This window comes from Mycolicibacterium sp. XJ662 (assembly GCF_053484035.1).
On record NZ_JBEFTL010000002.1, the window covers coordinates 87,544 to 108,456 of the forward strand.

A 20,913-nucleotide genomic window follows, 5' to 3' on the forward strand; every position below is an offset into this window, starting at 1 on the left:
GTGATGGCTTATACCAACCGAATCCAGCTCAAGTCGGGCGTCGTGCATGTGGAAACAAGTGGCGATCCGAGCGGTCGACCCGTGCTCTGCGTCCATGGCCTGTCGGCGAATTGCCGGTCGTTCGACCGCCTCGCCCCGGTGCTAGCCAAAGGGGGCCGCCACGTCATAACCATGGATTTGCGGGGGCGGGGCCGCAGCGACGTCACCCCTGCTGGCACCTACGGTTGGGACAGCCACGTGCGCGACCTTCTGGAAATCGCCGATCACTATGGGGCGGACGCCTTCGACGTCGCCGGGCACTCGATGGGCGCATTCATCGGGATGTCTTTGGCCGCCGCCCATCCGCGGCGATGTCGCCGGCTCGTCCTGATCGACGGTGTCGGCGCACCCGAGCCTCAAGCGCTGCTTTCCATCACGAAATCCGTGAGTAGGTTGGGCCAGACGTACCCGTCTGCGAATGCGGCGCTGTCCTATATGCGCGCTGCCGGCAGCATTCCATCCTGGGATGAGTTCTGGGACAGGTACTTCGCCTGGGAGTTGGAACCGCTCGACGATGACACCGTCCGGATCCGCACGGATCCCGTTGCGGTTGCCGAGGACAGCGCATACGCGTCGACGCACGACGCATCCGAGCTGTGGGCGCAACTGCATTGCCCGGTGCTGCTGCTCCGGGCGATGCAGCCGATGGCGCCGGCCGGTGGTGTGGTGGTCACCCAAGCCGATGCCGATCGATTCGTCGCCGAGGCCCGCAACGCCACGGTCGCCGAAATCGAGGCCGACCACTACTCCATCTTGACGAGCGCTCCCGCGATCAACGCCGTGAGTCGATTCCTCGGCCCCTGACCCGGGCGACAAATCGCGTCTGCCGCTGGACGGAAGCCCGGCCCAAATCGCAGCCGATCGGGCCTGCGGCGAGGGACGCTACGGACACGGACGCAACGAGGAGGACCGGCCATGTTCAAGACCGCAGCTCATCTGCCCGGCGACCTGAACCGCCTCAGCCGCGAAACCGACATGTTGTTGGCCACGGTCGACAGTTTCGGCGACGAGGAGTTCGCCGTGCAGTCCAAACGCGACGGCTGGACCCGCGCCCACGTCGTCGCGCACCTGGCCGCAGGCGCCGACGCCATGGGCAACCTGATCGCTTGGAGCACAACGGGAGTCGAGACGCCGGCGTATGCCTCGCGCGAGGAACGCGACGCCGGCATCGCGGACCTGGCCGAGAAACCACCCGCCGAACTCAAGGCCGCACTGCACACCGCCGCAACGAATTTCGCCCAGCGATGCGCGGCCCTGAACGACGATCTCGAGGTCCAGACCGTCACCACAAGTGACGGCACCGCGATCACGCCGTACGCATTGCCGGCCTGGCGCATCGCGGAGGTCATCGTCCACCACGACGACCTCGACACCGTGTGGGGACTCGAAGAAGCCGACATCGACGCGCTGGAGGACACGCTGGAGATCGTCGTGGAACGGGCGTCGACGATGCCGGAGTTTCCCGGCCTGACGATCGAGACCGACGAGCGCGACAGCTATGTGATCGGCGACGGCGCCACCAAGGTGGAAGGCGGCCGCGATGCGATCATCGGCTGGTTGGCCAGCGGAATGACCGACGGGCTGCGCAACGAGGGCGAGCTGCCCGAGTTACCGCCCCGCCCGCTGTGCTGAAAACGCGCATAACACCTGCTCAGAGCCTTTCGTGACCGGGTTCACACCCCATCCAGTGGAAATGGACTGCCCAATGGGCGCGGTTACGATGACGATCGATCGGGGCACCGGCACAGCTGCCGGACCAATGGCTCTGCGAAGGGAGCGAACGTGGAGAAAGCCGTAGGAATCGTCGGCGGCGGCATCATGGGCTGCGGTATCGCGGAGGTTGCGGCGCGCAGCGGATGCGATGTGGTGCTGCGTGATGTTAACGAGGAACTCGTCGAAGCCGCCAAGCGCAAACTCGAGGGCTCGCTGGACCGGGCGGTGAGCAAGGCCAAGCTCACCCAGGCCGAACGCGACGAGATCCGGGGCCGGGTGCGCTTCACCCACCGAATCGTCGAGCTTGCCGACCGCGATCTCGTCGTAGAAGCGGTGATCGAGGACCTGCCGGTCAAGATCGAGATCTTCGAACTCCTGAGCAGGGTCGTTCGGCCCGACACGCTGCTGTCCAGCAACACGTCGTCGATCCCGATCATGCAGTTGGCGGCCGCCACCGAGCGGCCCGAACGCGTCGTCGGCTTGCACTTCTTCAACCCGGCGCCGGTGATGCCGCTGGTGGAGATCATCCCGTGCGAGCTCACCTCCGAAGAAACCGTGAGCCGCGCGAACGAGTTCGCCTCCGACCAACTGGGCAAGACCACCATCACCGCCAAGGACCGTGCCGGTTTCGTCGTCAACGCGTTGCTGATCCCCTACCTGCTGTCCGCGATCCGGATGGCTGATGCCGGTCTGGCCAGCCCAGAGGACATCGACACCGGGATGGTCGCTGGTTGTAACCATCCGATGGGCCCGCTCGCGCTGACCGATCTGATCGGGCTGGACACCACGATGGCGGTCGCGGAGTCGATGTACGCCGAGACCAAGGAGCAGTTGTATGCCCCGCCGGCACTGCTGCTGCGCAAAGTCGAGGCCGGCGAACTGGGGCGTAAGAGCGGACGCGGGTTCTTCACCTACTCCAGGTAGCGGCCCTACCGGCCCGCCGATAGCGACACAGCGCCACCCCCTGCGCAAAAATGCGTTCCGACCTGGCACCATGGTGGTCATGGCCGAAAGTGGACCGGCGGCGAGCCAGAACGACCCCTGGCAACAGCAGCGCGACACACTCGGCAGCTTCATTCGGATGCAGCGGCAGTTGGCCCAGATGTCGCTGCGCGAGATGGCCGCGATGACCGAGGTCTCAAACGCCTACCTCAGCCAGATCGAGCGCGGCTTGCATCAACCGTCGCTGAAGGTGATGCAGTCGATCGCCAAGGCGCTGGGAATACCCGCGGCGGACCTGCTGCGCCAGGCCGGCGTCGCCTCGGAGGAGGCGGACTCCGCCGCAGACGGCGGGGATGATGCCGGGCACGTCGACACCGAGCGGGCGATCAGGACCGACCCCCGGCTCACCTTGGCGCAACGGGAAGCGCTCCTCGGGGTATATCGCAGCTTCCTTGCGGAGAACTGACATCGTGAGATACGACGCGCCGATCGCGAGGCCCAAGACGCTGCGGCTGCCCAACGGCAGGTCGGTGGCCTACCGCGACTTCGCCGGGCCGGCCGGCGCCGAGGCAATTCTGCTGCTGCACGGCATCGGGATGACCGCGGACCTCAACTGGGGCGGGTCGTACGCCGCGCTGCGCCGACAGTTCCGGGTGATCGCACCGGACCTGCAGGGCCATGGCCGAAGCGTCTCTGAATCACCGTCGTTTGCGCTGGAGGACTGCGCCGACGATGTGGTGGCGCTTGCCGATGCGCTGGGCGTCCGACGGTTCATCGTCATCGGATATTCGATGGGCGGCCTGGTGGCGCAGTTGGTGTGGCGCAGGCACCCCGGGCGCGCCACCCGGCTGGTGCTGTGCGCGAGCTCGCGTAACTTTCTCGGCACCCCGGCGGAGCGGATCGCGTCGATGTTCGCGCCGGTGGTCACGGCCGCGGTCCGGCTGAACCCGCTGCTGAGCGGGCTCGGTGCGGCCGCTCTGAACCCCGGTCTGGTCAACGACCTCGATGCCGAACAGCGCCAGTTCGCGCTGACCGAGATGAACCGCACCAGCATGACCACCGTGACCGATGCGCTGGTGCAGGTGTCCAAATTCACCTCCCACGAATGGATCGGGCAGATCGACATCCCGGTGACCGTGCTGGTGACGTTGCGCGACACGGTGGTACCGCCGGCGCGACAGCGCAGGCTGGCCGAGGCCATTCCCCACGCCCGGTTGGTCATGGTCGACGGCGACCACACGGTATGCATCAGCGATCCGGACCGGTTCAACGCCAAACTGCTCGAGGCCTGCCGCAACGATTCGAAGAGGTCATCGGCCTGACCTGAACGGTCGAGCGGCTCAGGCGGTTTCAGTGGTTGGATGCGCTGCGGCGCGGGCCGTACAGCCAGCCCTCGAGCAGGCGCGCGATGCGCGGTTGCACCAACCACGTCATCATCGCGGTCGTGCCGATCACGATCACCGCGATCCGCGGCACCAGCCACACCCCCTCCGTCGCGGGCGGTAGCACCACGCTCAAACACAGCTGCAGCACGAAGATCACTGCGGCGGAGACAACGAACATCTTCCATCGCGGCGGGGCCGGCGCGGTGCGGCCGGGCAACTCGAACCATGTCTCCAGCCCGCTGACCCGGTGAACGTTGCCCGTGGACATCACCTGCTCGCCTTTGGCGAGCAGGTCGGACCTGGCCGGCGAATGCTCCCAATTATGAAGGGCCGTCGGTGAATTGAAGCGGTAGACCACATGCCAGTCCTCACCGACATGACCGGGACGAAGCAGCCCGGCGCCGAGGAACCCGGGGAACTCCGATGCCGCTCTGGTCAGCTCTTCGGCCCAGTCCTCGAACTCGATCTCCTTGCCCGGGTGGACGCTCCGGGCGACCATCACCGTGACAGGTCCGCTCGTGGCGACGCTGTCGGCCGCTTCGCTCATCGCTCAAGCGAGTTCTGCGGCCCAGTCCCGCTGTTCGAGGGAATCGCGGATGTGCAGCAGGAACTTCGATGCCGTCGATCCGTCGAACGCGCGGTGGTCATAGACCAGCCCGATGATGCCGACGGCGTGGATGGCGATCGCGTCGCCGACGGCGACGGGCCGGCGCTTCACCCCGTCCGTGCACAGGATCGCGACGTTGGGCTGGTTGATGATCGGCGCGGAGGCGTAGCTGGCGAACGGTCCCGGGTTGGTGATCGTGAACGTGGACCCCGACATCTCCTTGTTCGGTAGCTCCTTGGCGCGCGCCGCGGCGGCCTTGGTCGCGATCTCGCTGGCGATCCCCCGGATGTTCAGCGAGTCCGCACCCTTGACGACCGGCACCACCAGCCCCTGCTCGTCGAGATCGACCGCTACGCCGAGGTTGACGTAGGGGTGCAGCGTCATCGTCTTGGCTTCCAGATCGATCGACGAGTTGACCGTCGGGAACGCCCGCAGGGCGTCACACGTCGCGCGCGAGATGAAGGGCAGGTAGCTCAACGAAGCGCCGGTCTCCTTCTTGAACTGTGTCTTGTATTGCGCGCGAGCGCGTTCCACGTTGTCGAAGTCCACCTCGACCGACGTCCACACCGAAGCCGCCATGGTCTGCGACGCCTTGAGGGTGTCGGCCAGAATCAGCCGCATCCGGCTCAGCGGGACGACCTCGTCGCGTTCGTCGGTCGGCGCCTTGGGCGCCCGCGCGGCCGACGCGGCCTGAGCTGCCTGTGCGGCGGGTGCGGGGGCCGCCCCGGCGGCCGGAGCCGCAGGACGCGCGGTTTGGTTGGCGATCGCCTGTTCGACGTCCTCGCGTCGGATGCGCCCGCCGACGCCGGTGCCCGTGATCGCCGACACGTCGAGGTTGTGTTCGGCGACGAGCCTGCGCACCAGCGGAGACAGCAGCCTGCCTTCCCCGTTTCCCGCGGCTTGGGCCGGGGCGGCGGGTGCGGCCGCGGGGGCAGCCGCCTGGGCCGGGGCCGTCGGTGCTGTGCCTGCGCTCGGGGCCGCGTTCTTGTCGCCGATGCGGGCAAGCACGGTGCCCACGGCCACCGTCTCCCCGTCTGGCACAAGGATTTCCAGGATCGTGCCGTCGTAGGGGCTGGGGATTTCCGAGTCCACCTTGTCGGTGGACACCTCGAACAGCGGATCGTCGAACTCGACTTCATCGCCGACCTGCTTGAGCCAACTGCCGACGGTGCCCTCGGTCACCGACTCACCGAGCTTGGGCATGGTGACCTCATAGACCGCGCCGTCTCCCGGGGTCGCGACGTTGGCTGCTTCGATCGCGGGGCCCTCCGAACCACCCATCGAAGGCGCCGACGGTTCGCTGATGGATCGGCCACCCGCGGCGGCGACGGCGTGCGCGGCCGACGGCAGCCGGTTCTCCACCTGGGCTCCCTTACCGCCGATGCGCAGGACCGGGGCGCCGACGGGAACCGTTTCACCGGGCTGGGCAAGTACTTCCAGCACCACCCCGTCGTAGGGGCTGGGAATCTCCGAATCCACCTTGTCGGTCGACACCTCGAACAGCGGATCGTCGAACTCGACCTCATCGCCGACCTGTTTGAAGATGGCGCCGATCACCCCGTCGGTGACCGATTCACCCAGTTTGGGTAGTGCCACGACCCAACTCTCGTCGGACATTTCGCGTGCCTCCTGGCGGTTTCAGCCGTGCAACGACCGGCCGGTAAACGGGATCATGGTTTCGCCGATTGCTTCGGACAGGCTCGGGTGCGCGTGAATCAGTGCCCCCACCTCGGAGGGCAACGCCTCCCAGTTCACCGCGAGATACCCCTCGTGGATCAGCTCGCTGGCCCACGCCCCGACCAGGTGGACACCGAGTATCGGTCCCCCACGTGCCGCGACCACCTTCACCAACCCCTCGGTCTCGCCCAGGATCATCGCCCGGCCGTTTCCGGCGAACGAGTGCTTGTGCACCTCGATGTCGTGGCCGGCGTTGCGCGCCTCGTCCTCGGTCATGCCGGCCCAGGCCACCTCGGGATGGGTATAGACCACCCACGGCACCTTGCCGTAATCGACCGGTGCGGGGTTCTCCCCGAGAATCGCCTGCACCGCCACCACCGCCTCTGCGTAGGCGACGTGGGCGAGCCCGGGCGTGGCCACACAGTCACCTATCGCGTACACGCCGGGGCGCGACGTCGCCATGGTCGCGGTGTCGACTTCGATGAAGCCGCGGTCGGAGACGTTGACCCCGGCCTCGGCCAACCCCATGTCTTCGCTGACAGGCCTGCGCCCGATCGCCACGAGAACCTGGTCGACTTCGATCTTCTCCGCACCCTTGGGGGTTTCGAACGGAACGAGTATCCCGTTGCTGGTGGTTTCGACCGTGCCGACGCGGGCCTCGGCGTGGATGTCGGTGCCGCGTTTGGCCAGAGACTTGGCCAGTATGTTCGCGGTGTCCCGGTCCGGGCCGACCGGCAGGACACCGTGCGGCAGGGCCTCTAACAACGTGGTGCGCACACCGAAATCGGTGTAGACGGACGCGAATTCGGATCCGATCACCCCGCCGCCGATGACCGCCACCCGCTCCGGCAGCGCCGCGGCTTCGCTGTTGGTCGCATGATCGGAGGTGACGATGCGCTCCCCGTCGATATCCAGACCGGGCAGCGAGCGGGGCTCCGAACCCGAGCAGATGATCACGCCCTTGCCGGTGAGGGTCTGCCCGTCGACCGAGACCGCACCGGACGAGGTCAGGCTGCCCAACCCGTCGATCACGGTGACCTTGCGGCGCTTGAGCAGACCCGACAGCCCCTTGTGCAGCGTGGAGACGATGCCGGCCTTGCGCTTGTTGACCGCGGGCCAGTCCGCAGCCGGTTGCGCACCGCCTAAGCTGACGCCGTGGTCGGCGGCATCACCGACCGTGCGGAACACCTCAGCGGTGTGCAGTAGCGCCTTGGCCGGGATACAGCCGCGGTGCAGACACGTTCCGCCGACGCCGCCCTTGCGTTTCTCGACCAGGGCCACCTTCTGCCCGGCCGACGCCGCGTAGAGCGCGGCCGCGTAACCGCCGGGGCCGCCACCGACGACGATGACGTCGTAGTCGCTCATGCTCGCGCCACCTTCTGCAGGGTTTCGGCGATCTCGGCCGGCTGCGGAATCGTGGCGTCTTCGAGCGGCGGGCTCGTCGGGGTGGGGGTGTTCTTGGCGGCGATTCGCACCACCGGATGGTCCAGGTGCCAGAAGCAACGCTCCTGGACCTCGGCGGCGATCTCGGCGCCGTAGCCCAGCCGGCGGGCGGCCTCATGCAGCACGACCGCGCGCGACGTCTTCTGCACCGAGGTGACGATGGTGTCGATGTCGAGCGGCACCAAGGTGCGGATATCGACGACTTCGACTGATACGCCGTCCTTTTCCAACTCATCAGCGACCTCGAGGCCCTGCGATACCCCCGCCGAGTACGTAATCAGCGTGACGTCGCGGCCTTCGCGCACCACATTGGCCTGCCCGAGCGGGACGGGGTCGAGGCTCACCGGGCCGTCGCTGCGCAGCCGGCGGTACAGGTACTTGTTCTCCAGGTACAGCACCGGGTTGTTGTCCCGGATCGAACTGATCAGCAGGCCGGCCGCGTCCTGCACGGTGCCGGGCATCACGATCTTCAACCCCGGCACGTGCGCGAAATACGACTCCACGCTTTGTGAGTGTGTCGGGCCGGCGCGCAGCCGGGCACCGAACGGGGCCCGCATCGTCACCGGAATCGGGTCACCGGTGCGGTAGTGATGGCGCGCCATCACGTTGATGATCGGATCGAAAGCGCACGAGATGAAGTCGGCGAACTGAAACTCGACGACCGGACGTAACCCGACCAGCGCGGCGCCCGCGGCCAGCCCGGTGAAACCCGTTTCGGCGATCGGTGTGTCGACCACCCGCCGCTCGCCGAACTTCTCGAGGAAGCCTTTCGTCACCTTGAACGCGCCGCCGAACTGCCCGACGTCCTCGCCGATCAGAAAGACGTTCGGGTCGGCCTCCATCTCGGCCATCATCGCTTGACCGATGGCCTCCAGGTAGGTCACCGACCCGTTGGGGGTTTCAGTCCGCATAGACACCGTCCTCGACCGTGCTGGCGTCAGGCATCGGGTCCGCCAACGCTTTACGCCTGGCGGCGATGGCGTACTGGCGGGCCTGTTCCCGAATGTCTTTGGCGTACTCCTCGTCGATCACGCCGCCCTCGATCAGAACGTTCTCGAACAGCTCGACGGGATCCTTCTTGCGCCACTCGTCGAACATCTCCTTCGGCACGTAGTCGGCCGGGTCGTGCTCGGCGTGACCGTGCATCCGCATCGTCACCGCCTCGATGAGCGTGGGCCCCTCACCGCTGCGGGCGCGGGCGACGGCCTCGGCCACCGCGTCGTACACCTCGAGCGCGTCGGTGCCGTCGACCTTCACCCCGGGAAAGCCGTACGCCACCGCCTTGCAAGCGAAGTCCTCCGAAGCGGTCTGCAGACTCAGGGGCGTGGAATAGGCCCACTGGTTGTTCTCGACGACGAAGACCGCCGGCAACTTCAGCACGCCGGCGATGTTGAGCGACTCGTGGAAGTCGGCCCGAGACGTCGAACCGTCACCGCAGAAGGCCAGGCACACCTTGTCCTCGCCGCGGTACTGCGCGGCAAACGCCATGCCGGTGGCGACCGGGAAGTTCGCCGGGATGTGGCTGGGCAGGTTGTAGATGCCGAGATCCAACCGCCCGTAATGGAGTGTCCCGTCCCGACCGCCGGTCGGCGAGGTGGCTTTACCCATGAAGCTCGCCATCACCTGCCACGCCTCCATACCGCGCCACAGGTGCGCCCCGAGATCACGGTGGATCGGCGCCATGTAGTCGTCGGACCGCAGGGTCGCGGCCGCCCCGACCGAGATCGCCTCGTGCCAATGCCCGGTGTACAGCGATCCCAGCAAGTCACCGGATTTGTACATCGCGACCATACGATCCTCGACGGCCCGCGTCTGCACCATCTTCTCGTAGATACGCTTGAGTAAGTCCGAATCACGTTCTGCCAGCGACGTTTTCGCTGACTTGGCCTTGGCCTTGGTCGCAGTCGCCATATCGGTTCCGCTGCCTAGCTGGAGAAGAAGTCGATGAGGGCACGGTTGAAGTCCTCGGTGCGCTCGATCATCGACCAGTGCCCGCAATGCGAGTACACCGAAAGATCGCCGTTGTCGAGCAGCTCCATCAGCCGCAGCGAAGTGGAAACGGGGATGACTTGGTCCTCGCGGCCGTGCACGATCAGCGCGCGATGCGGCAACTTCTTCAGGTCCTCCTCGGGCGTGCACATCGCCTCGACCCACCGCTGCCGCGGCGCGGGGAACATCGCCGAGAACGCCTCCTGGAAGCCCGGCTGGATACTTCCCTCGTAGCGCACCTTCGCCAGCTCGTCGTTGACCAGTTCGCGCGAATACGCGAAGTAGTCGAGCACCTTGCGCATGTTCTCGAACGACGGCTCGTATCCCCACACGGCGTCGAGACCCTCGGTGATCGGGAACGTCACGCCCATGCTGCCCATCAGCACCATCTTGTCGACCCGGTCGGGATGTTGGGTGGCGATGCGCAGTGCGATCGAGCCGCCGAAGCTGTTTCCAACCAGGCTGGCCTTCTCGATATCGAGCGTATCCATAAGGCCGACAACCTGATCGGCCCAAGTTTGCAGGTTGTAATCGATGCCCTCGGGCCGCTCGGAGAACCCGAACCCGACCATGTCCGGCGCAATGACCCGGAAATGCTCGGCAAGAGCGGGGATGACGAGACGCCAGTTGGCATAGGAGGTAACACCGGGTCCGGACCCGTGAATGAGCATGACGGTCTGGTTGCCGGATCCGCCCTCGAGGTAGTTCGTCTGGATTCCGTTGGCCACAGCGGTGGCGCCGATCTCCGGCTTCGAAGTAGTCGTCATCTCAGGCTCCGTATCTGAATTTGTTAGGGACAAATGTTTTCGTGGATTCTGTGGGGTTCAGTAGTAGCGGAAGACCAGGTCGGCCACACAGCACGGTTTGGACTCGTTCTCCACGTCGTAGGTCAGCCGGTAGACCACTTCGGCTCCGTCTTTCAGTTCCTTGACCTCGGCCAACTCGACGCGCATGCGGAACCGTGAGCCCAGCTTCAGCGGGGCTGGGAAGCGCACTTTGTTCAGGCCGTAGTTGAGGATCACGTCGAATCCCTCGACCGTGCAGACCGACCAGAGCAGGCCGGTGGACATGCCCAGCGTGAGGAACCCGTGCTGAACGGTCGTTCCGAACGGGCCTTGCGCGGCACGCTCTGGATCGACGTGGATGTACTGCTCGTCGCCAGTCAGCTTCGCGAAGGTGTTGATGTCTTCCTGCACGACCTCAACCCAGTCACTGACACCCAGTTCCGTTCCTGCCCGTTCCTGAAGTCCGGCCAGCCCTTCCATCACGATCGGCTTTCGGGTATCGCCCGGTGCGGCACCAACACTCATTGCGCAAGTCCCTCCTCACATTTCGAACGACCGCCGGGCCCGGCCGACCGCCTGCTGCGAGTGAAACACCTGCCGCGCGGCGCAGGCCAGCGCGTTGGCCGCTTTTCCGTCCAGCGAGAGTGACACGGACGTCGACGGGCGGCCGGTCCGCGAGCGGCCGAGACCGGCAGCCGTATGCGCGCCGGTTGACATTCAATGCGTGCGTTAAGTATAGTTAACGCATTGTCGGACTCGACTGAAATGAGGAAACATGAGCAAGATTGAGCAAATCGACGAGATGGTGCGGACCCAGACGTTGGATGCGGTCCGCAGGGCACAGGACGCCGCCGTCAAGGTCGTCACCACGTGGAGCGAAACCACAAGCAACATCCCCGGATTCGCCAAACTGACCGAGCAGTGGCCGACTCCGATCGAGGTCATCGATTCGGGGTTCGACTTCGCCCAGCAGATCCTCGACAGCCAGCGCGAATTCGCAAACCGGATGGCCGCCCTCGCCACGAGCGAGGCTGAACAACGGCCGAAGGCCACCCGAAAGGCTGCCGCGCCGAAACCGGCCAGTGCGCCGAAGGCTGTCGCGGCGAAGCCGTCCGCGGCCAAACCGAAGAAGCGCCCGGCCCGCAAGGTAACCGCCAAGTAGTTGGCAGACGTTCACGCTCACCCCGGCGGGATCCAGCGACCGATACGGTCGCGGCCGCCGGGGTCTCGCGTGGGAGAACGAGCACGGGCGGCGTAGGCGTCAATACACGCACCGCTACCCGTCCCAGCAGTTGATCTTGATCCCGTTCCTACGGAACGGATTTCAGGCTGCGCCCACCTTCTTGGCCTCGACGTTCACCGTCGACACGGCCGCGGGTGGTGTCGATTTCATGAGCCGGCCGACCAACACCTCTGGCGGCAGCGCCGCTTTGAGTTCGCGCGCGAGGCTTCCGCACGCCATCGCGAGGGCTGCGGTGAGCGTCCCAGGCTCGGTTCGCAAATCATCCACCTGTAGTTCAAGGGCGGCAATCGCTTTGTTGCCACTGAACACCGGCATCGCCACGGCGCCGTTTCCGTTCTGCAGTTCCGCCATCGAGAAGGCCATTCCGATCCGACGAACCGAGGTCAGGTTGTGCCGGAACAGATCGGGCGAGGTGATGGTGTTCTTGGTGAATCGGGTCAGGCCTTTGGCGATCAACCCGTCGGTGATCCGGGTCGGCGAGAAGGCCAGCAGTGCCTTGCCGACGGCCGTGGCATGAGCCGGCAACCTGGCGCCGGCGTCGAAATCGGTCACCGGGCGGTGCGGCCGTTTTTCGATGTATCTCACCGTGGTTCCGGCGAGCACGCCGAGTCGCGCCACGCGCTGCGTCACTTCGGAGAGGTCCTCCAACACGCACGCGCCACGTTCGGCCAAGGTCGGCTCTCGCCAGTCGGAGGTGCCGAGTCGGCTAAGAGATCGCGCGACCCGGTACCGACCCGATGCGTCGCGCTCGAGCAGGTCGGTCGCGGCCAACTCGACGGCCAACCGGTGCGCGGTCGAAACTGGCAAACCGGTGAGCCGCGCGATCTCGGTCAACGAGTACACGTTGCCGTCGGTGAACGTCAGCAGAACCGCGGCGACCCTGCTCGTGACCGACTGCCCAGGTTCAGTGGAATTACCCGCCATTACGCCTCCTGGCTGTGAAAAGTCGCGCCGGAGTGGGTCCTTTCACGCGACCCGCATACCACTGAATAGTAGACGTCCGCGTCACCGGATACCTCCGAATCACTCCCACCCAATGGATGTGAGCTTGGGCTGATCCTCACTCCTGCCGACCGCTTGACTTTTCATCTGAGCGTTAAGTATAGTTACCACCGAACCGATAACACGTCCCCTCAGGAGGAGATATGAACACCGTGCAAGAGATCAACCAGAAGGTCCAGGAGCAGACCATGGAAGCCGTTCGCAAGACGCAGGACGCCACTGTCGACGCGGTCACCGCGTGGACCGAGACCGCAACCAAGGTCACCCCGCAGCTGGCCGACTTCGCCAAGGGCTATGAGATCCCCGGGATGAACGAAGTGACCAAGCAGCTGCCCAGTGTCGGCGAAATCATCGATTCCAACTTCGATTTCGCGCAGCAGGTTCTCACCAGCCAGCGCGAGTTCGCCCACCGGATCGTCGAGGCGACCAGGAAGGCCGCCAAGTAAACCTTCGGCCCTTCCGATGAGTAAACGGGCGGCGCGCCTACCGGCGCGCCGCCCGTTCTTCGCTTCCTGGGACCACCTGCGGCCCAGGGGTTTTGCTTACTTGAGTCGGTCCTTTACCGCCCCGAGAAATGCTTCCGACATTTCTCGCACGACCTCGGTCTGCGCTGACACCAGCGTGCTGATCCAGTCCTGGCCAAGATCTTTCGCGGTTTCCTCTTCGAGTTTCAGCACACCATTGAGCATCTTTTCGTAGGCTTCCAGCCAGGCCATACCGTTCTGCTTGCTGAGTTCAAGCACCCGGTCGCTGGTTTGCTTGACGCGCTGCGCGACTGCCTCGATGTCGGGGCTCGCGGTGGTTTCCGTCATCTGTCTCTCCTTTTGCACACGCCGTGCGGTCCCTCGACGGCCACTCGGTAGTAGCCGAGGCCTACACCGTGGAGTCTGGCACGCATGCTCGTCCCGACCCAGTCCTCGTCGGGCAAGTTCCATCCAGCAAGAAGCCCTAGCCCGTTCGACCGCAGGCAGTCACTATCTAGAGCAACCAGATGGACCGGAGGAACCGGATGGCGCATCGATCACCAACGGGCAGACGGTGAAGTGCCACATCCTGTCGACGCCGTTCGATACCACTCCCCCGGCGGCGCGCCGGACGCGCCGGTCAGATTCGGGTAACACACTGCGGACGCTCCGGCAGTACGATCACCACCGGTGCGATGGGAGTGAGGATGGCTAGCGTCGAAGAACGACAGGGCGGTCGCTCGGTGACCAGTAAGGTCGTCGCAATCCTCGATGCGTTTTCCGCCGACACCCCAAGGCTGTCGCTACAGGGGCTCGCCGAGCGCACCGGGTTGCCACAGTCGACGACCTACCGGCTCGCGTCTGAACTCGTGGAGTGGGGTGGGCTCGAACGCGGTTCGGGCGGATACCAGATCGGCATGCGACTCTGGGAGATCGGTGAGCTGGCCCGCCGCGGTGAACAGTTGCGCGACGTAGCGCTGCCGTTCATGCAGGACCTTTACGACGCTACCCACGAGAACGTACATCTCGCGGTGCTGGACGGCCGCGAGGCGCTCTATATCGAGAAGATCAGCGGCCGGCGCGCGGCGCGGGTGGTGACCCGTCGCGGCGGCAGGCTTCCGCTGCACGCGACCGGCGTCGGCAAAGCCCTGCTGGCCTATGCGCCCGAAGACCTTGTCGCGGAAATTTTTTCCGGTGAGTTGAAGCGCTATACACCGCGCACCGTGGTCGCGCCTGCGTTGCTGCGGCGCAAACTCACCGAGGTGCGGCGGACCGGGGTCGCGTTTGCCTTCGAGGAAATGTCGCTGGGCTCCGTCTCGGTCGCCGCCCCGATCTTGTCGAGTCCGGACACCGCGGTCGCGGCACTGGCCGTCGTCGTCCGCTCGAGCCGCAAGGATGTCCAGCGGCTCGCACCCGCGGTGCGGACGACCGCCAACTCGCTGTCCCGGATATTTCAGCAGCAGGGCCTGCAGGTCGGCCCGCCGATCGGCGGGACGAACGGAAGCCGACGCTCCCGCGAGGTAGCCGTTTAAGACCGCCTTGCGCTGGACACTCCCGTCTGACGAGAGTGATTCGTAGGTTGTGCGGTGATCAACTGAGACTCTCGTTACATTGGTAAATAACGGGAGCGAAACATGGCCGGAAACTCAACCGATCCAGGTCGATCGGTCACCAGCAAGGTCACCGCAATTCTCATGGCGTTTTCCGGTGGCCCCGAACTCACGCTGACCGAAATCGCCAACATCGCGCGGTTGCCGACGTCGACCGCGCACCGGTTGGCATCCGAATTGCTGGCATGGCGGCTGCTGGAGCGCACCGAGGACGGTGGTTACCGCGTCGGGTTACCGCTGCGGATCATCGGTAAAGACGCCACCGACGTCGACGCGGTCCAACGGGTGATCCTTTCCGTGCGGGCCAGGCCCGTGCTCGTCGAGTTGGCAAGGACGGTGCGCGCGGACGCGAAACTCGGCGTGCTCAACGGCCACCATGTCGTGCTGCTCGGGCAGAGCAGCCGAACCTCCGACGCCGACACCGACGCCATCGCACCGAAGATCCCGGCGGTCGCCTCGGCCATGGGCAGGGCTCTGCTGGCCTTCTCGCCGACCGGCGCGGTCGATCGAGCCATCTCCAGCGGGGTGCACACCGTGACGAAGGTCGTCTCACCGGAGGCGTTGCGTCAATCGTTGTCGGTCACCCGCCTCACCCGGATCGCCACCGTGCGCGACGAGTACGACCCCGAAAAGGTGGGGGTTGCCATGCCGGTGTTCGGCGCCGGGGGCAAAGTCGCCGCAGCAGTGGAATTGACGGTGCGAGAAGCCACTTCGGACCTCAAGGCCGTCACGGGTGCGCTGGCCGTGGCATGCCGGAGCCTATCCCGGCAACTCGCCACCGAGTGCCCGGGTCACCGCGGCTTCGACGCCGGTGCGGGCCGGTCCACCCGCTCGGAATGAGCACGGTCGGCTACGGGCTCACCCGTGGATCTTCTCCATCAGCGTGAACCACACGCGCACCTCGACACGGTAGGTCGGCTGCCCATCGCCGATCAGGCCGCTCACATCCTGCACGCGAAATGACGTGATGCCCTCCAGCGTCAGTTGGGCGCGGTCCAGTGCCTCGCTCACCGCATCCTGCACGGTCGGTCCTTCGCCGATGAGATCGAGCGCTTTCTGCACCGCCATATCGCCTCCCTATCCGGTGAATGCCTCGATGGTGCCGAGCCCGTCGAACTCGACGGTCACGAAGGATCCCGCCGAAAGCGCAACGGGTGCCGTCAAACCGCCGGAGAACACCGTCCATCCGGCCTTCAGCACCTCGCCGCGCTGCGCCAGCTGATTCGCCAGCCACGCGACCGAAGCGGCGGGGTGCCCCATGGCCGCGGCTCCCGCCGCCGTCGCCGCGACATCACCGTTGGCGCGGACCACGCATCCGAGCAACCGCAGATCCTCGATCTCATCGGGTGAAACGGACCGTGGCCCGATCAAGACCCTGGCCGCACTTGCGTTGTCGGCAATCACATCCGGCAGCTTGAACCGGAACTCCTGGTAGCGCGAATCGATGATATCGATAGCGCCACAAACAGATTCGGTTGCCGCCAAGACAGTCATCACCGTCGCCGGAGCCTCGACGTCGCGCCCGAGGGTGAACGCGATCTCCGGCTCTACCCGGGGGTGGATCAACTTCGACAAATCGATCGGCGCACCAAACGGTGCCAGCATCCCGCTCGTCACGCTACCGTACAGCGGCGAATCAACGCCCATCGCTTCCTGTTTGGCCCGGCTGGTGAGCCCGAGCTTGGCCCCGACCACGTGCTCGCCGGCATCCAATTTGGACTGGACAAACGCACGCTGCGTGACGTAGGCGGTCTCGACATCGAAGTCGGGACTCGCGTCGGTGAACGGTGCTATCGCCGTGCATTCCCGCTCGGCGACGATGAGTTGTTTGGCGAATTCGTCCGGAGAAATCATGCGGCAGCTCGCGTTTCGTTCGAGAAGCGGACCGTGACAGCGCCCAGATGTGCGAACTCAGCGCGGAACACGTCGCCGGGTTGCACCGCGACCATCTTGTGTACGGCGCCGGGAAGGACGACATCACCGGCGCGCAGTTTGGCGCCGAAGCCGGCGAGCTTGTTCGCCAACCACGCCACGCACCGCGCCGGGTTGCCGAGGGCGGCCGCGCCCGCGCCGGTGTCGATGAGCTCACCGCCGCGGGTGACGGCAACCCCGATGAGCCGCAAGTCCAATTCGTCGACTCGGCGCAGCCGTCCGCCCATCACGATGAGCCCCGACGATGCGTTGTCGGCCACCGTGTCCACCAGCTTGATCTTCCAGTCGGCCACGCGCGAATCGACGATCTCCACCGCCGGAAGTACCCCTGCGATCGCTTGGAGGGCGGTCGCGGTATTGACGCCAGGCCCTTCGAGATCGGACTCCATGACGAACGCCATTTCGGCTTCCACCCGCGGCTGCACCATCTTCGGCAGGTCGATGACGTCGCCGTCCTCGACGAACATCCCGTCCAGCAGGACACCGTAATCCGGTTCGTCGACGCCGAGCAGGTTCTGCATCGGCTTGGAGGTCAGCCCGATCTTGCGACCGCAGATCCGTTCGCCGCCGGCCACGCGTCGTTCGATGTTCAACGACTGGATCGCGTAGGCGTCCTCGATCGTCAGATCGGGATGACGGTCGGTCAACGGTGAAATCGGTACCGCGGTGGTGTCGGCACGCCAAAGTTCATCGGCCAATTCCCGATGAAGGTCTGTTGCTTGCACGACCCCAGCATTCACCCCGCGCGCGGGCTAATAAAGCCGCTTCCGAAGAGTGGGAATTGGTTTCTGGTTCCGACCAGTGGGAGGATCAAGCGGCAAACGTGAGAAGTGTCCACCATGGAGCCATGGCATGGGATTCGTCATGGGATGTCGGCCAGCAGGCCGCCGAAATGCTGGCACCGGAATCAAACGTGGTTGGGCTGGGACCGGACACCGCGGGCATCGGGGATTCGCTCACCGCCGCGGTGGGCAAGGCCGCCATGAACCCCCCGCTGATGGTCAAGGCGGTCGGAACCCTGGGCGCGGGGCTCGCCGCGATTCCGTCGACGGTGCTGTCGAGCTGGCTCAAACCCAGGTCCGGCAAGGACAGCAAGGCAGCGGATCGACGGTTCGCGGATCCGGCGTGGACCGACAACCCCTATTTTCACTCGGTGTTGTTGGCGTACCTGTCCGCATGTGACTTCGCGCGAACGATGGTGGTCGAGTCGAACCTCGACCAGAAACGCGCGACCAAGGCCAAGCTGGGCCTCGAGTTGATGCTGGACGCGGTGGCGCCGAGCAACTTCCTGCTGACCAACCCGACCGCGATCAAGCGTGCGTTCGACACCGCGGGCGTGAGCCTGCTACGGGGTGCCCGCAACTTCACCTCCGATCTGCTCCAAAACCGGGGTCTGCCAAGGCAAGTCGATTCCAGCCCGTTCGAACTGGGCCGCAACCTGGCCGTCACACCGGCCAAGGTGGTTTTCCGCAACGAGTTGATGGAGTTGCTGCAGTACGAGCCGCAAACCGAAACGGTGCACGAGGTTCCGGTGCTGTGCAGCCCGCCGTGGATCAACAAGTACTACATCATGGACCTGGCCCCGGAGCGCAGCTTCATCGAATGGGCCGTCAAGCATGGCCGGACGGTGTTCGCCATCAGCTACCGCAATCCCACCTCGGAGATGGCCAGCACCACGATGGAGGACTACCTGATCTCCGGACCCCAGAAGGCCCTCGACATCGTCTCCGACATCACCGGCGCGTCGAAGATCGACATGGTCGGTCTGTGCCTGGGCGGTGCGCTCACCGCGATCACGGCGGCCTACCTGAACCAGACCGGAGACGATCGGCTCGGCAGCCTGACGTTGCTCAACACGATGCTCGACTACTCCGAGCCGGGGCAGTTGGGGGTGTTCACCGACGAGGACGCCATCGTCCGGCTCGAGAAGGAAATGAAGAAGTCCGGCGGCACGCTGCCCGGCAAGTCCATGGCCGGCACGTTCGACGTGCTTCGCGCCAACGACCTCATCTTCAGCTACGTGGTCTCCAACTGGCTGCTCGGCCAAACCCCGCCGGCGTTCGACATCTTGGCGTGGAACAGCGACAGCACCCAGATGCCCGCGGCGATGCACACGTTCTACCTGCGCAACTTCTACGTCAAGAACCTGCTTGCCAAGGGCGAGCTCGAGATCGCGGGCCAGACGATCGACCTGAGCGCGGTGAAGTCGGCCACCTACATCGTCAGCGCCAAGAACGACCACATCGTGCCGTGGCAGTCGGCCTACAAGACGACCGGGCTGGTATCCGGGCCCACCCGGTTCATCCTCAGCAACGGCGGGCACATCGCCGGCATCGTCAACCCGCCCGGCCCCAAGGCGTGGTATCTGTCCAGCGACCACTACCCCGCCAACGCCGAGGACTGGGCCGAGAGCGCCGAACGCACCGCGCAGTCATGGTGGGTCGACTGGGTCCAGTGGGCCGGTGATCAGGCCGGTCCGATGGTCGAACCGCCGAAGACGGGCAGTCGCACGTACCCGGTCCTCGGCGACGGACCCGGTGAGTACGTCCACACCTGACCTCCCCGCCCGTCGGCCCGTCCTCGCCGAAGCGCTTCCCGATAAGCTGACGCCCCGTGCGCGCCGTCCTGATCGTGAACCCGAACGCGACATCGACGACGCCGGCTGGGCGTGACCTGTTGGCCCACGCGCTGGAAAGCCGCGTCAAGCTTGCTGTCGTACACACCGACCACCGCGGCCACGCCATCGAGATCGCCCGTGACAGCGCCCGCGACGGCGTCGACGTGCTGATCGTGCACGGTGGCGACGGGACCGTCAACGAAGTGGTCAACGGCATTCTGGAGGTCGGAGGGCCCGGGGCGGCCGCACCCGCTGTCGGCGTCGTCCCCGGCGGTTCGGCCAACGTTTTCGCCCGCGCGCTGGGCATCAGCCCGGACCCGATCGAGGCGACCAACCAGCTCATCGACCTGCTGTCCGGCTACCGGCGCCACCGAACGTGGCGCCGGATCGGGCTGATGGACTGCGGCGAGCGCTGGGGCGTGTTCACCGCGGGCATGGGCGTCGACGGCGACGTCGTGGCGGCCGTCGAGGCCCAACGCAGCAAGGGACGCAAGGTGACCGCGTCCCGCTACGTGCGTGTCGCGATCCGTGAAATGTTGGCCAGCACCCGCAACGAGCCGTCGCTGACCCTGCACCTGCCCGACCGCGACCCGGTGACCGGTGTGCACTTCGCGTTCGTGTCGAACGCCAGCCCGTGGACATACGCCAACAACCGGCCGGTCTGGACCAACCCGACGACCAGCTTCGAGACCGGCCTGGGCGTATTCGCCACCACCAGCATGAATATCGGGGCGAATCTGCGGCTGGTGCGGCGGATGCTGTCGCGGCGCCCGCGCATCGAGGCCAAGCACCTGGTCCGCGACGATGATCTGCCGTGGTTGCGGGTGACGAGCGACACAGCGGTGGCATGCCAGATCGACGGTGACTATCTGGGTGTGCGGGATGCGATGACGTTCAGGGCTGTTCCCGACGCGCTGGGGGTGCTGGCGCCTCCCGCAAAACCCTCACCTGAGCTGCGGTAACAACATCCGAGGTGCCGGTTAAGGGCGCAGATGAGTCGATCCTAGTACAAAGGAATGAGCGATCTGCTAACACCTCGGTCTAGTGAGATTGCGCACTTGTTACTGAGGAGTGTTGACATCTGTCCAGCCTGTGAAAGCATCGATAGCAACAGTGCAGAAACATTCCCTGTGCACGCGTTGACAGCCGAAGAAAAGCTCGTGCGCCCCGCTGCGCACATGTAAGGAGTTGTGATTATGGATTGGCGCCACAAGGCGGTCTGTCGTGACGAGGATCCGGAACTGTTCTTCCCGGTGGGGAACAGCGGGCCGGCGCTCGCGCAGATCGCCGACGCGAAGCTCGTCTGCAATCGTTGTCCCGTCACCACCGAGTGTCTCACCTGGGCATTGGAGTCCGGCCAGGACGCCGGCGTATGGGGCGGCATGAGCGAGGACGAGCGGCGCGCGCTGAAGCGGCGCAATGCCCGCACCAAGGCCCGCAGCGGCGTCTAACCGCAGTACAAGAC

24 protein-coding genes are annotated in these 20,913 nt (G+C 65.6%); 12 read left to right on the forward strand and 12 right to left on the reverse strand.

Annotated features, from left to right (window positions below):
- Window positions 1–3: 3 nt before the first annotated feature.
- The 5 genes from ABQE93_RS07650 to ABQE93_RS07670 all read left to right on the forward strand — a co-directional run bounded on the left by ABQE93_RS07650 (window position 4) and on the right by ABQE93_RS07670 (window position 4,016).
- Window positions 4–843, forward strand: a complete 840-nt coding sequence (locus ABQE93_RS07650) for an alpha/beta fold hydrolase (RefSeq protein WP_448407137.1) — start codon at window positions 4–6, stop codon at window positions 841–843.
- Between the two features lie 111 nt (window positions 844–954).
- Window positions 955–1,671 (forward strand): maleylpyruvate isomerase family mycothiol-dependent enzyme, encoded by a 717-nt coding sequence (locus ABQE93_RS07655; RefSeq protein ID WP_448407136.1) that lies wholly within the window; start codon window positions 955–957, stop codon window positions 1,669–1,671.
- Between the two features lie 150 nt (window positions 1,672–1,821).
- The gene (locus ABQE93_RS07660; protein WP_448407135.1) at window positions 1,822–2,676 is read left to right on the forward strand and encodes a 3-hydroxybutyryl-CoA dehydrogenase; all 855 of its coding nucleotides are present in this window, start codon (window positions 1,822–1,824) and stop codon (window positions 2,674–2,676) included.
- A 79-nt stretch (window positions 2,677–2,755) separates the two neighbouring features.
- Window positions 2,756–3,160, forward strand: a complete 405-nt coding sequence (locus ABQE93_RS07665; protein ID WP_448407133.1) for a helix-turn-helix domain-containing protein — start codon at window positions 2,756–2,758, stop codon at window positions 3,158–3,160.
- Between the two features lie 4 nt (window positions 3,161–3,164).
- Complete coding sequence (locus tag ABQE93_RS07670) at window positions 3,165–4,016, forward strand: alpha/beta fold hydrolase (protein WP_448407132.1); 852 nt, start codon at window positions 3,165–3,167, stop codon at window positions 4,014–4,016.
- A gap of 28 nt (window positions 4,017–4,044) precedes the next feature.
- Here the strand turns inward: ABQE93_RS07670 and ABQE93_RS07675 are convergent, their stop codons facing one another.
- The 7 genes from ABQE93_RS07675 to ABQE93_RS07705 are packed head-to-tail and all read right to left on the reverse strand — an operon-like array spanning window position 4,045 to window position 11,105.
- Window positions 4,045–4,626 (reverse strand): antibiotic biosynthesis monooxygenase, encoded by a 582-nt coding sequence (locus ABQE93_RS07675; RefSeq protein ID WP_448407130.1) that lies wholly within the window; start codon window positions 4,624–4,626, stop codon window positions 4,045–4,047.
- A 3-nt stretch (window positions 4,627–4,629) separates the two neighbouring features.
- Window positions 4,630–6,282, reverse strand: coding sequence for a 2-oxo acid dehydrogenase subunit E2 (locus ABQE93_RS07680; protein WP_448412344.1), 1,653 nt, complete (start codon window positions 6,280–6,282; stop codon window positions 4,630–4,632).
- Between the two features lie 42 nt (window positions 6,283–6,324).
- On the reverse strand, window positions 6,325–7,728 hold the full coding sequence (gene lpdA, locus ABQE93_RS07685; RefSeq protein ID WP_448407127.1) for a dihydrolipoyl dehydrogenase: 1,404 nt from the start codon (window positions 7,726–7,728) through the stop codon (window positions 6,325–6,327).
- Window positions 7,725–8,717, reverse strand: a complete 993-nt coding sequence (locus ABQE93_RS07690; protein WP_448407126.1) for an alpha-ketoacid dehydrogenase subunit beta — start codon at window positions 8,715–8,717, stop codon at window positions 7,725–7,727. The genes lpdA and ABQE93_RS07690 overlap by 4 nt, the downstream gene beginning before the upstream one ends.
- Window positions 8,707–9,717 (reverse strand): thiamine pyrophosphate-dependent dehydrogenase E1 component subunit alpha, encoded by a 1,011-nt coding sequence (locus ABQE93_RS07695; protein WP_448407125.1) that lies wholly within the window; start codon window positions 9,715–9,717, stop codon window positions 8,707–8,709. The genes ABQE93_RS07690 and ABQE93_RS07695 overlap by 11 nt, the downstream gene beginning before the upstream one ends.
- Before the next feature lie 14 nt (window positions 9,718–9,731).
- The gene (locus ABQE93_RS07700) at window positions 9,732–10,562 is read right to left on the reverse strand and encodes an alpha/beta fold hydrolase (RefSeq protein WP_448407124.1); all 831 of its coding nucleotides are present in this window, start codon (window positions 10,560–10,562) and stop codon (window positions 9,732–9,734) included.
- Between the two features lie 57 nt (window positions 10,563–10,619).
- Entirely contained in the window at window positions 10,620–11,105 is a 486-nt protein-coding gene (locus tag ABQE93_RS07705; protein ID WP_448407123.1) for a MaoC family dehydratase, read from the reverse strand.
- Window positions 11,106–11,355: 250 nt separating this feature from the next.
- On the opposite strand from ABQE93_RS07705, the gene ABQE93_RS07710 reads away from it, so the two are divergent.
- Window positions 11,356–11,742 carry a hypothetical protein gene (locus ABQE93_RS07710; protein WP_448407122.1) on the forward strand — a complete coding sequence of 129 codons (387 nt, stop codon included), beginning with the start codon at window positions 11,356–11,358 and terminating at the stop codon, window positions 11,740–11,742.
- Between the two features lie 162 nt (window positions 11,743–11,904).
- Here ABQE93_RS07710 and ABQE93_RS07715 read toward each other — a convergent pair whose 3' ends face one another.
- Window positions 11,905–12,747, reverse strand: coding sequence for an IclR family transcriptional regulator (locus ABQE93_RS07715; protein ID WP_448407121.1), 843 nt, complete (start codon window positions 12,745–12,747; stop codon window positions 11,905–11,907).
- 221 nt (window positions 12,748–12,968) lie between these two features.
- Here ABQE93_RS07715 and ABQE93_RS07720 point away from each other — a divergent pair, with 221 nt between their 5' ends.
- A complete protein-coding gene (locus ABQE93_RS07720; RefSeq protein ID WP_448407120.1) occupies window positions 12,969–13,271 on the forward strand; it encodes a hypothetical protein in 303 nt (100 codons plus the stop codon).
- Window positions 13,272–13,367: 96 nt separating this feature from the next.
- Here the strand turns inward: ABQE93_RS07720 and ABQE93_RS07725 are convergent, their stop codons facing one another.
- Window positions 13,368–13,637, reverse strand: coding sequence for a hypothetical protein (locus ABQE93_RS07725; protein WP_448407119.1), 270 nt, complete (start codon window positions 13,635–13,637; stop codon window positions 13,368–13,370).
- Window positions 13,638–13,996: 359 nt separating this feature from the next.
- On the opposite strand from ABQE93_RS07725, the gene ABQE93_RS07730 reads away from it, so the two are divergent.
- Both ABQE93_RS07730 and ABQE93_RS07735 read left to right on the forward strand, forming a co-directional pair.
- Window positions 13,997–14,821 carry an IclR family transcriptional regulator gene (locus ABQE93_RS07730; protein WP_448412346.1) on the forward strand — a complete coding sequence of 275 codons (825 nt, stop codon included), beginning with the start codon at window positions 13,997–13,999 and terminating at the stop codon, window positions 14,819–14,821.
- A gap of 102 nt (window positions 14,822–14,923) precedes the next feature.
- A complete protein-coding gene (locus ABQE93_RS07735) occupies window positions 14,924–15,739 on the forward strand; it encodes an IclR family transcriptional regulator (RefSeq protein ID WP_448407115.1) in 816 nt (271 codons plus the stop codon).
- Window positions 15,740–15,757: 18 nt separating this feature from the next.
- On the opposite strand, the gene ABQE93_RS07740 is transcribed toward ABQE93_RS07735, so the two are convergent.
- From ABQE93_RS07740 to ABQE93_RS07750, 3 genes are read right to left on the reverse strand one after another with little or no spacing between them, the layout of a single operon-like run.
- On the reverse strand, window positions 15,758–15,967 hold the full coding sequence (locus tag ABQE93_RS07740; RefSeq protein ID WP_448407114.1) for a dodecin family protein: 210 nt from the start codon (window positions 15,965–15,967) through the stop codon (window positions 15,758–15,760).
- A 9-nt stretch (window positions 15,968–15,976) separates the two neighbouring features.
- Entirely contained in the window at window positions 15,977–16,753 is a 777-nt protein-coding gene (locus tag ABQE93_RS07745) for a 2-keto-4-pentenoate hydratase (protein WP_448407113.1), read from the reverse strand.
- The gene (locus ABQE93_RS07750; RefSeq protein ID WP_448407112.1) at window positions 16,750–17,556 is read right to left on the reverse strand and encodes a 2-keto-4-pentenoate hydratase; all 807 of its coding nucleotides are present in this window, start codon (window positions 17,554–17,556) and stop codon (window positions 16,750–16,752) included. The genes ABQE93_RS07745 and ABQE93_RS07750 overlap by 4 nt, the downstream gene beginning before the upstream one ends.
- A 122-nt stretch (window positions 17,557–17,678) precedes the next feature.
- On the opposite strand from ABQE93_RS07750, the gene ABQE93_RS07755 reads away from it, so the two are divergent.
- From ABQE93_RS07755 to whiB1, 3 genes are all read left to right on the forward strand, one after another.
- Complete coding sequence (locus tag ABQE93_RS07755) at window positions 17,679–19,388, forward strand: PHA/PHB synthase family protein (RefSeq protein WP_448407111.1); 1,710 nt, start codon at window positions 17,679–17,681, stop codon at window positions 19,386–19,388.
- A gap of 56 nt (window positions 19,389–19,444) precedes the next feature.
- The gene (locus tag ABQE93_RS07760) at window positions 19,445–20,410 is read left to right on the forward strand and encodes a diacylglycerol/lipid kinase family protein (protein ID WP_448407110.1); all 966 of its coding nucleotides are present in this window, start codon (window positions 19,445–19,447) and stop codon (window positions 20,408–20,410) included.
- Between the two features lie 234 nt (window positions 20,411–20,644).
- Entirely contained in the window at window positions 20,645–20,899 is a 255-nt protein-coding gene (gene whiB1 / locus ABQE93_RS07765) for a transcriptional regulator WhiB1 (RefSeq protein WP_014208822.1), read from the forward strand.
- Window positions 20,900–20,913: the final 14 nt, after the last annotated feature.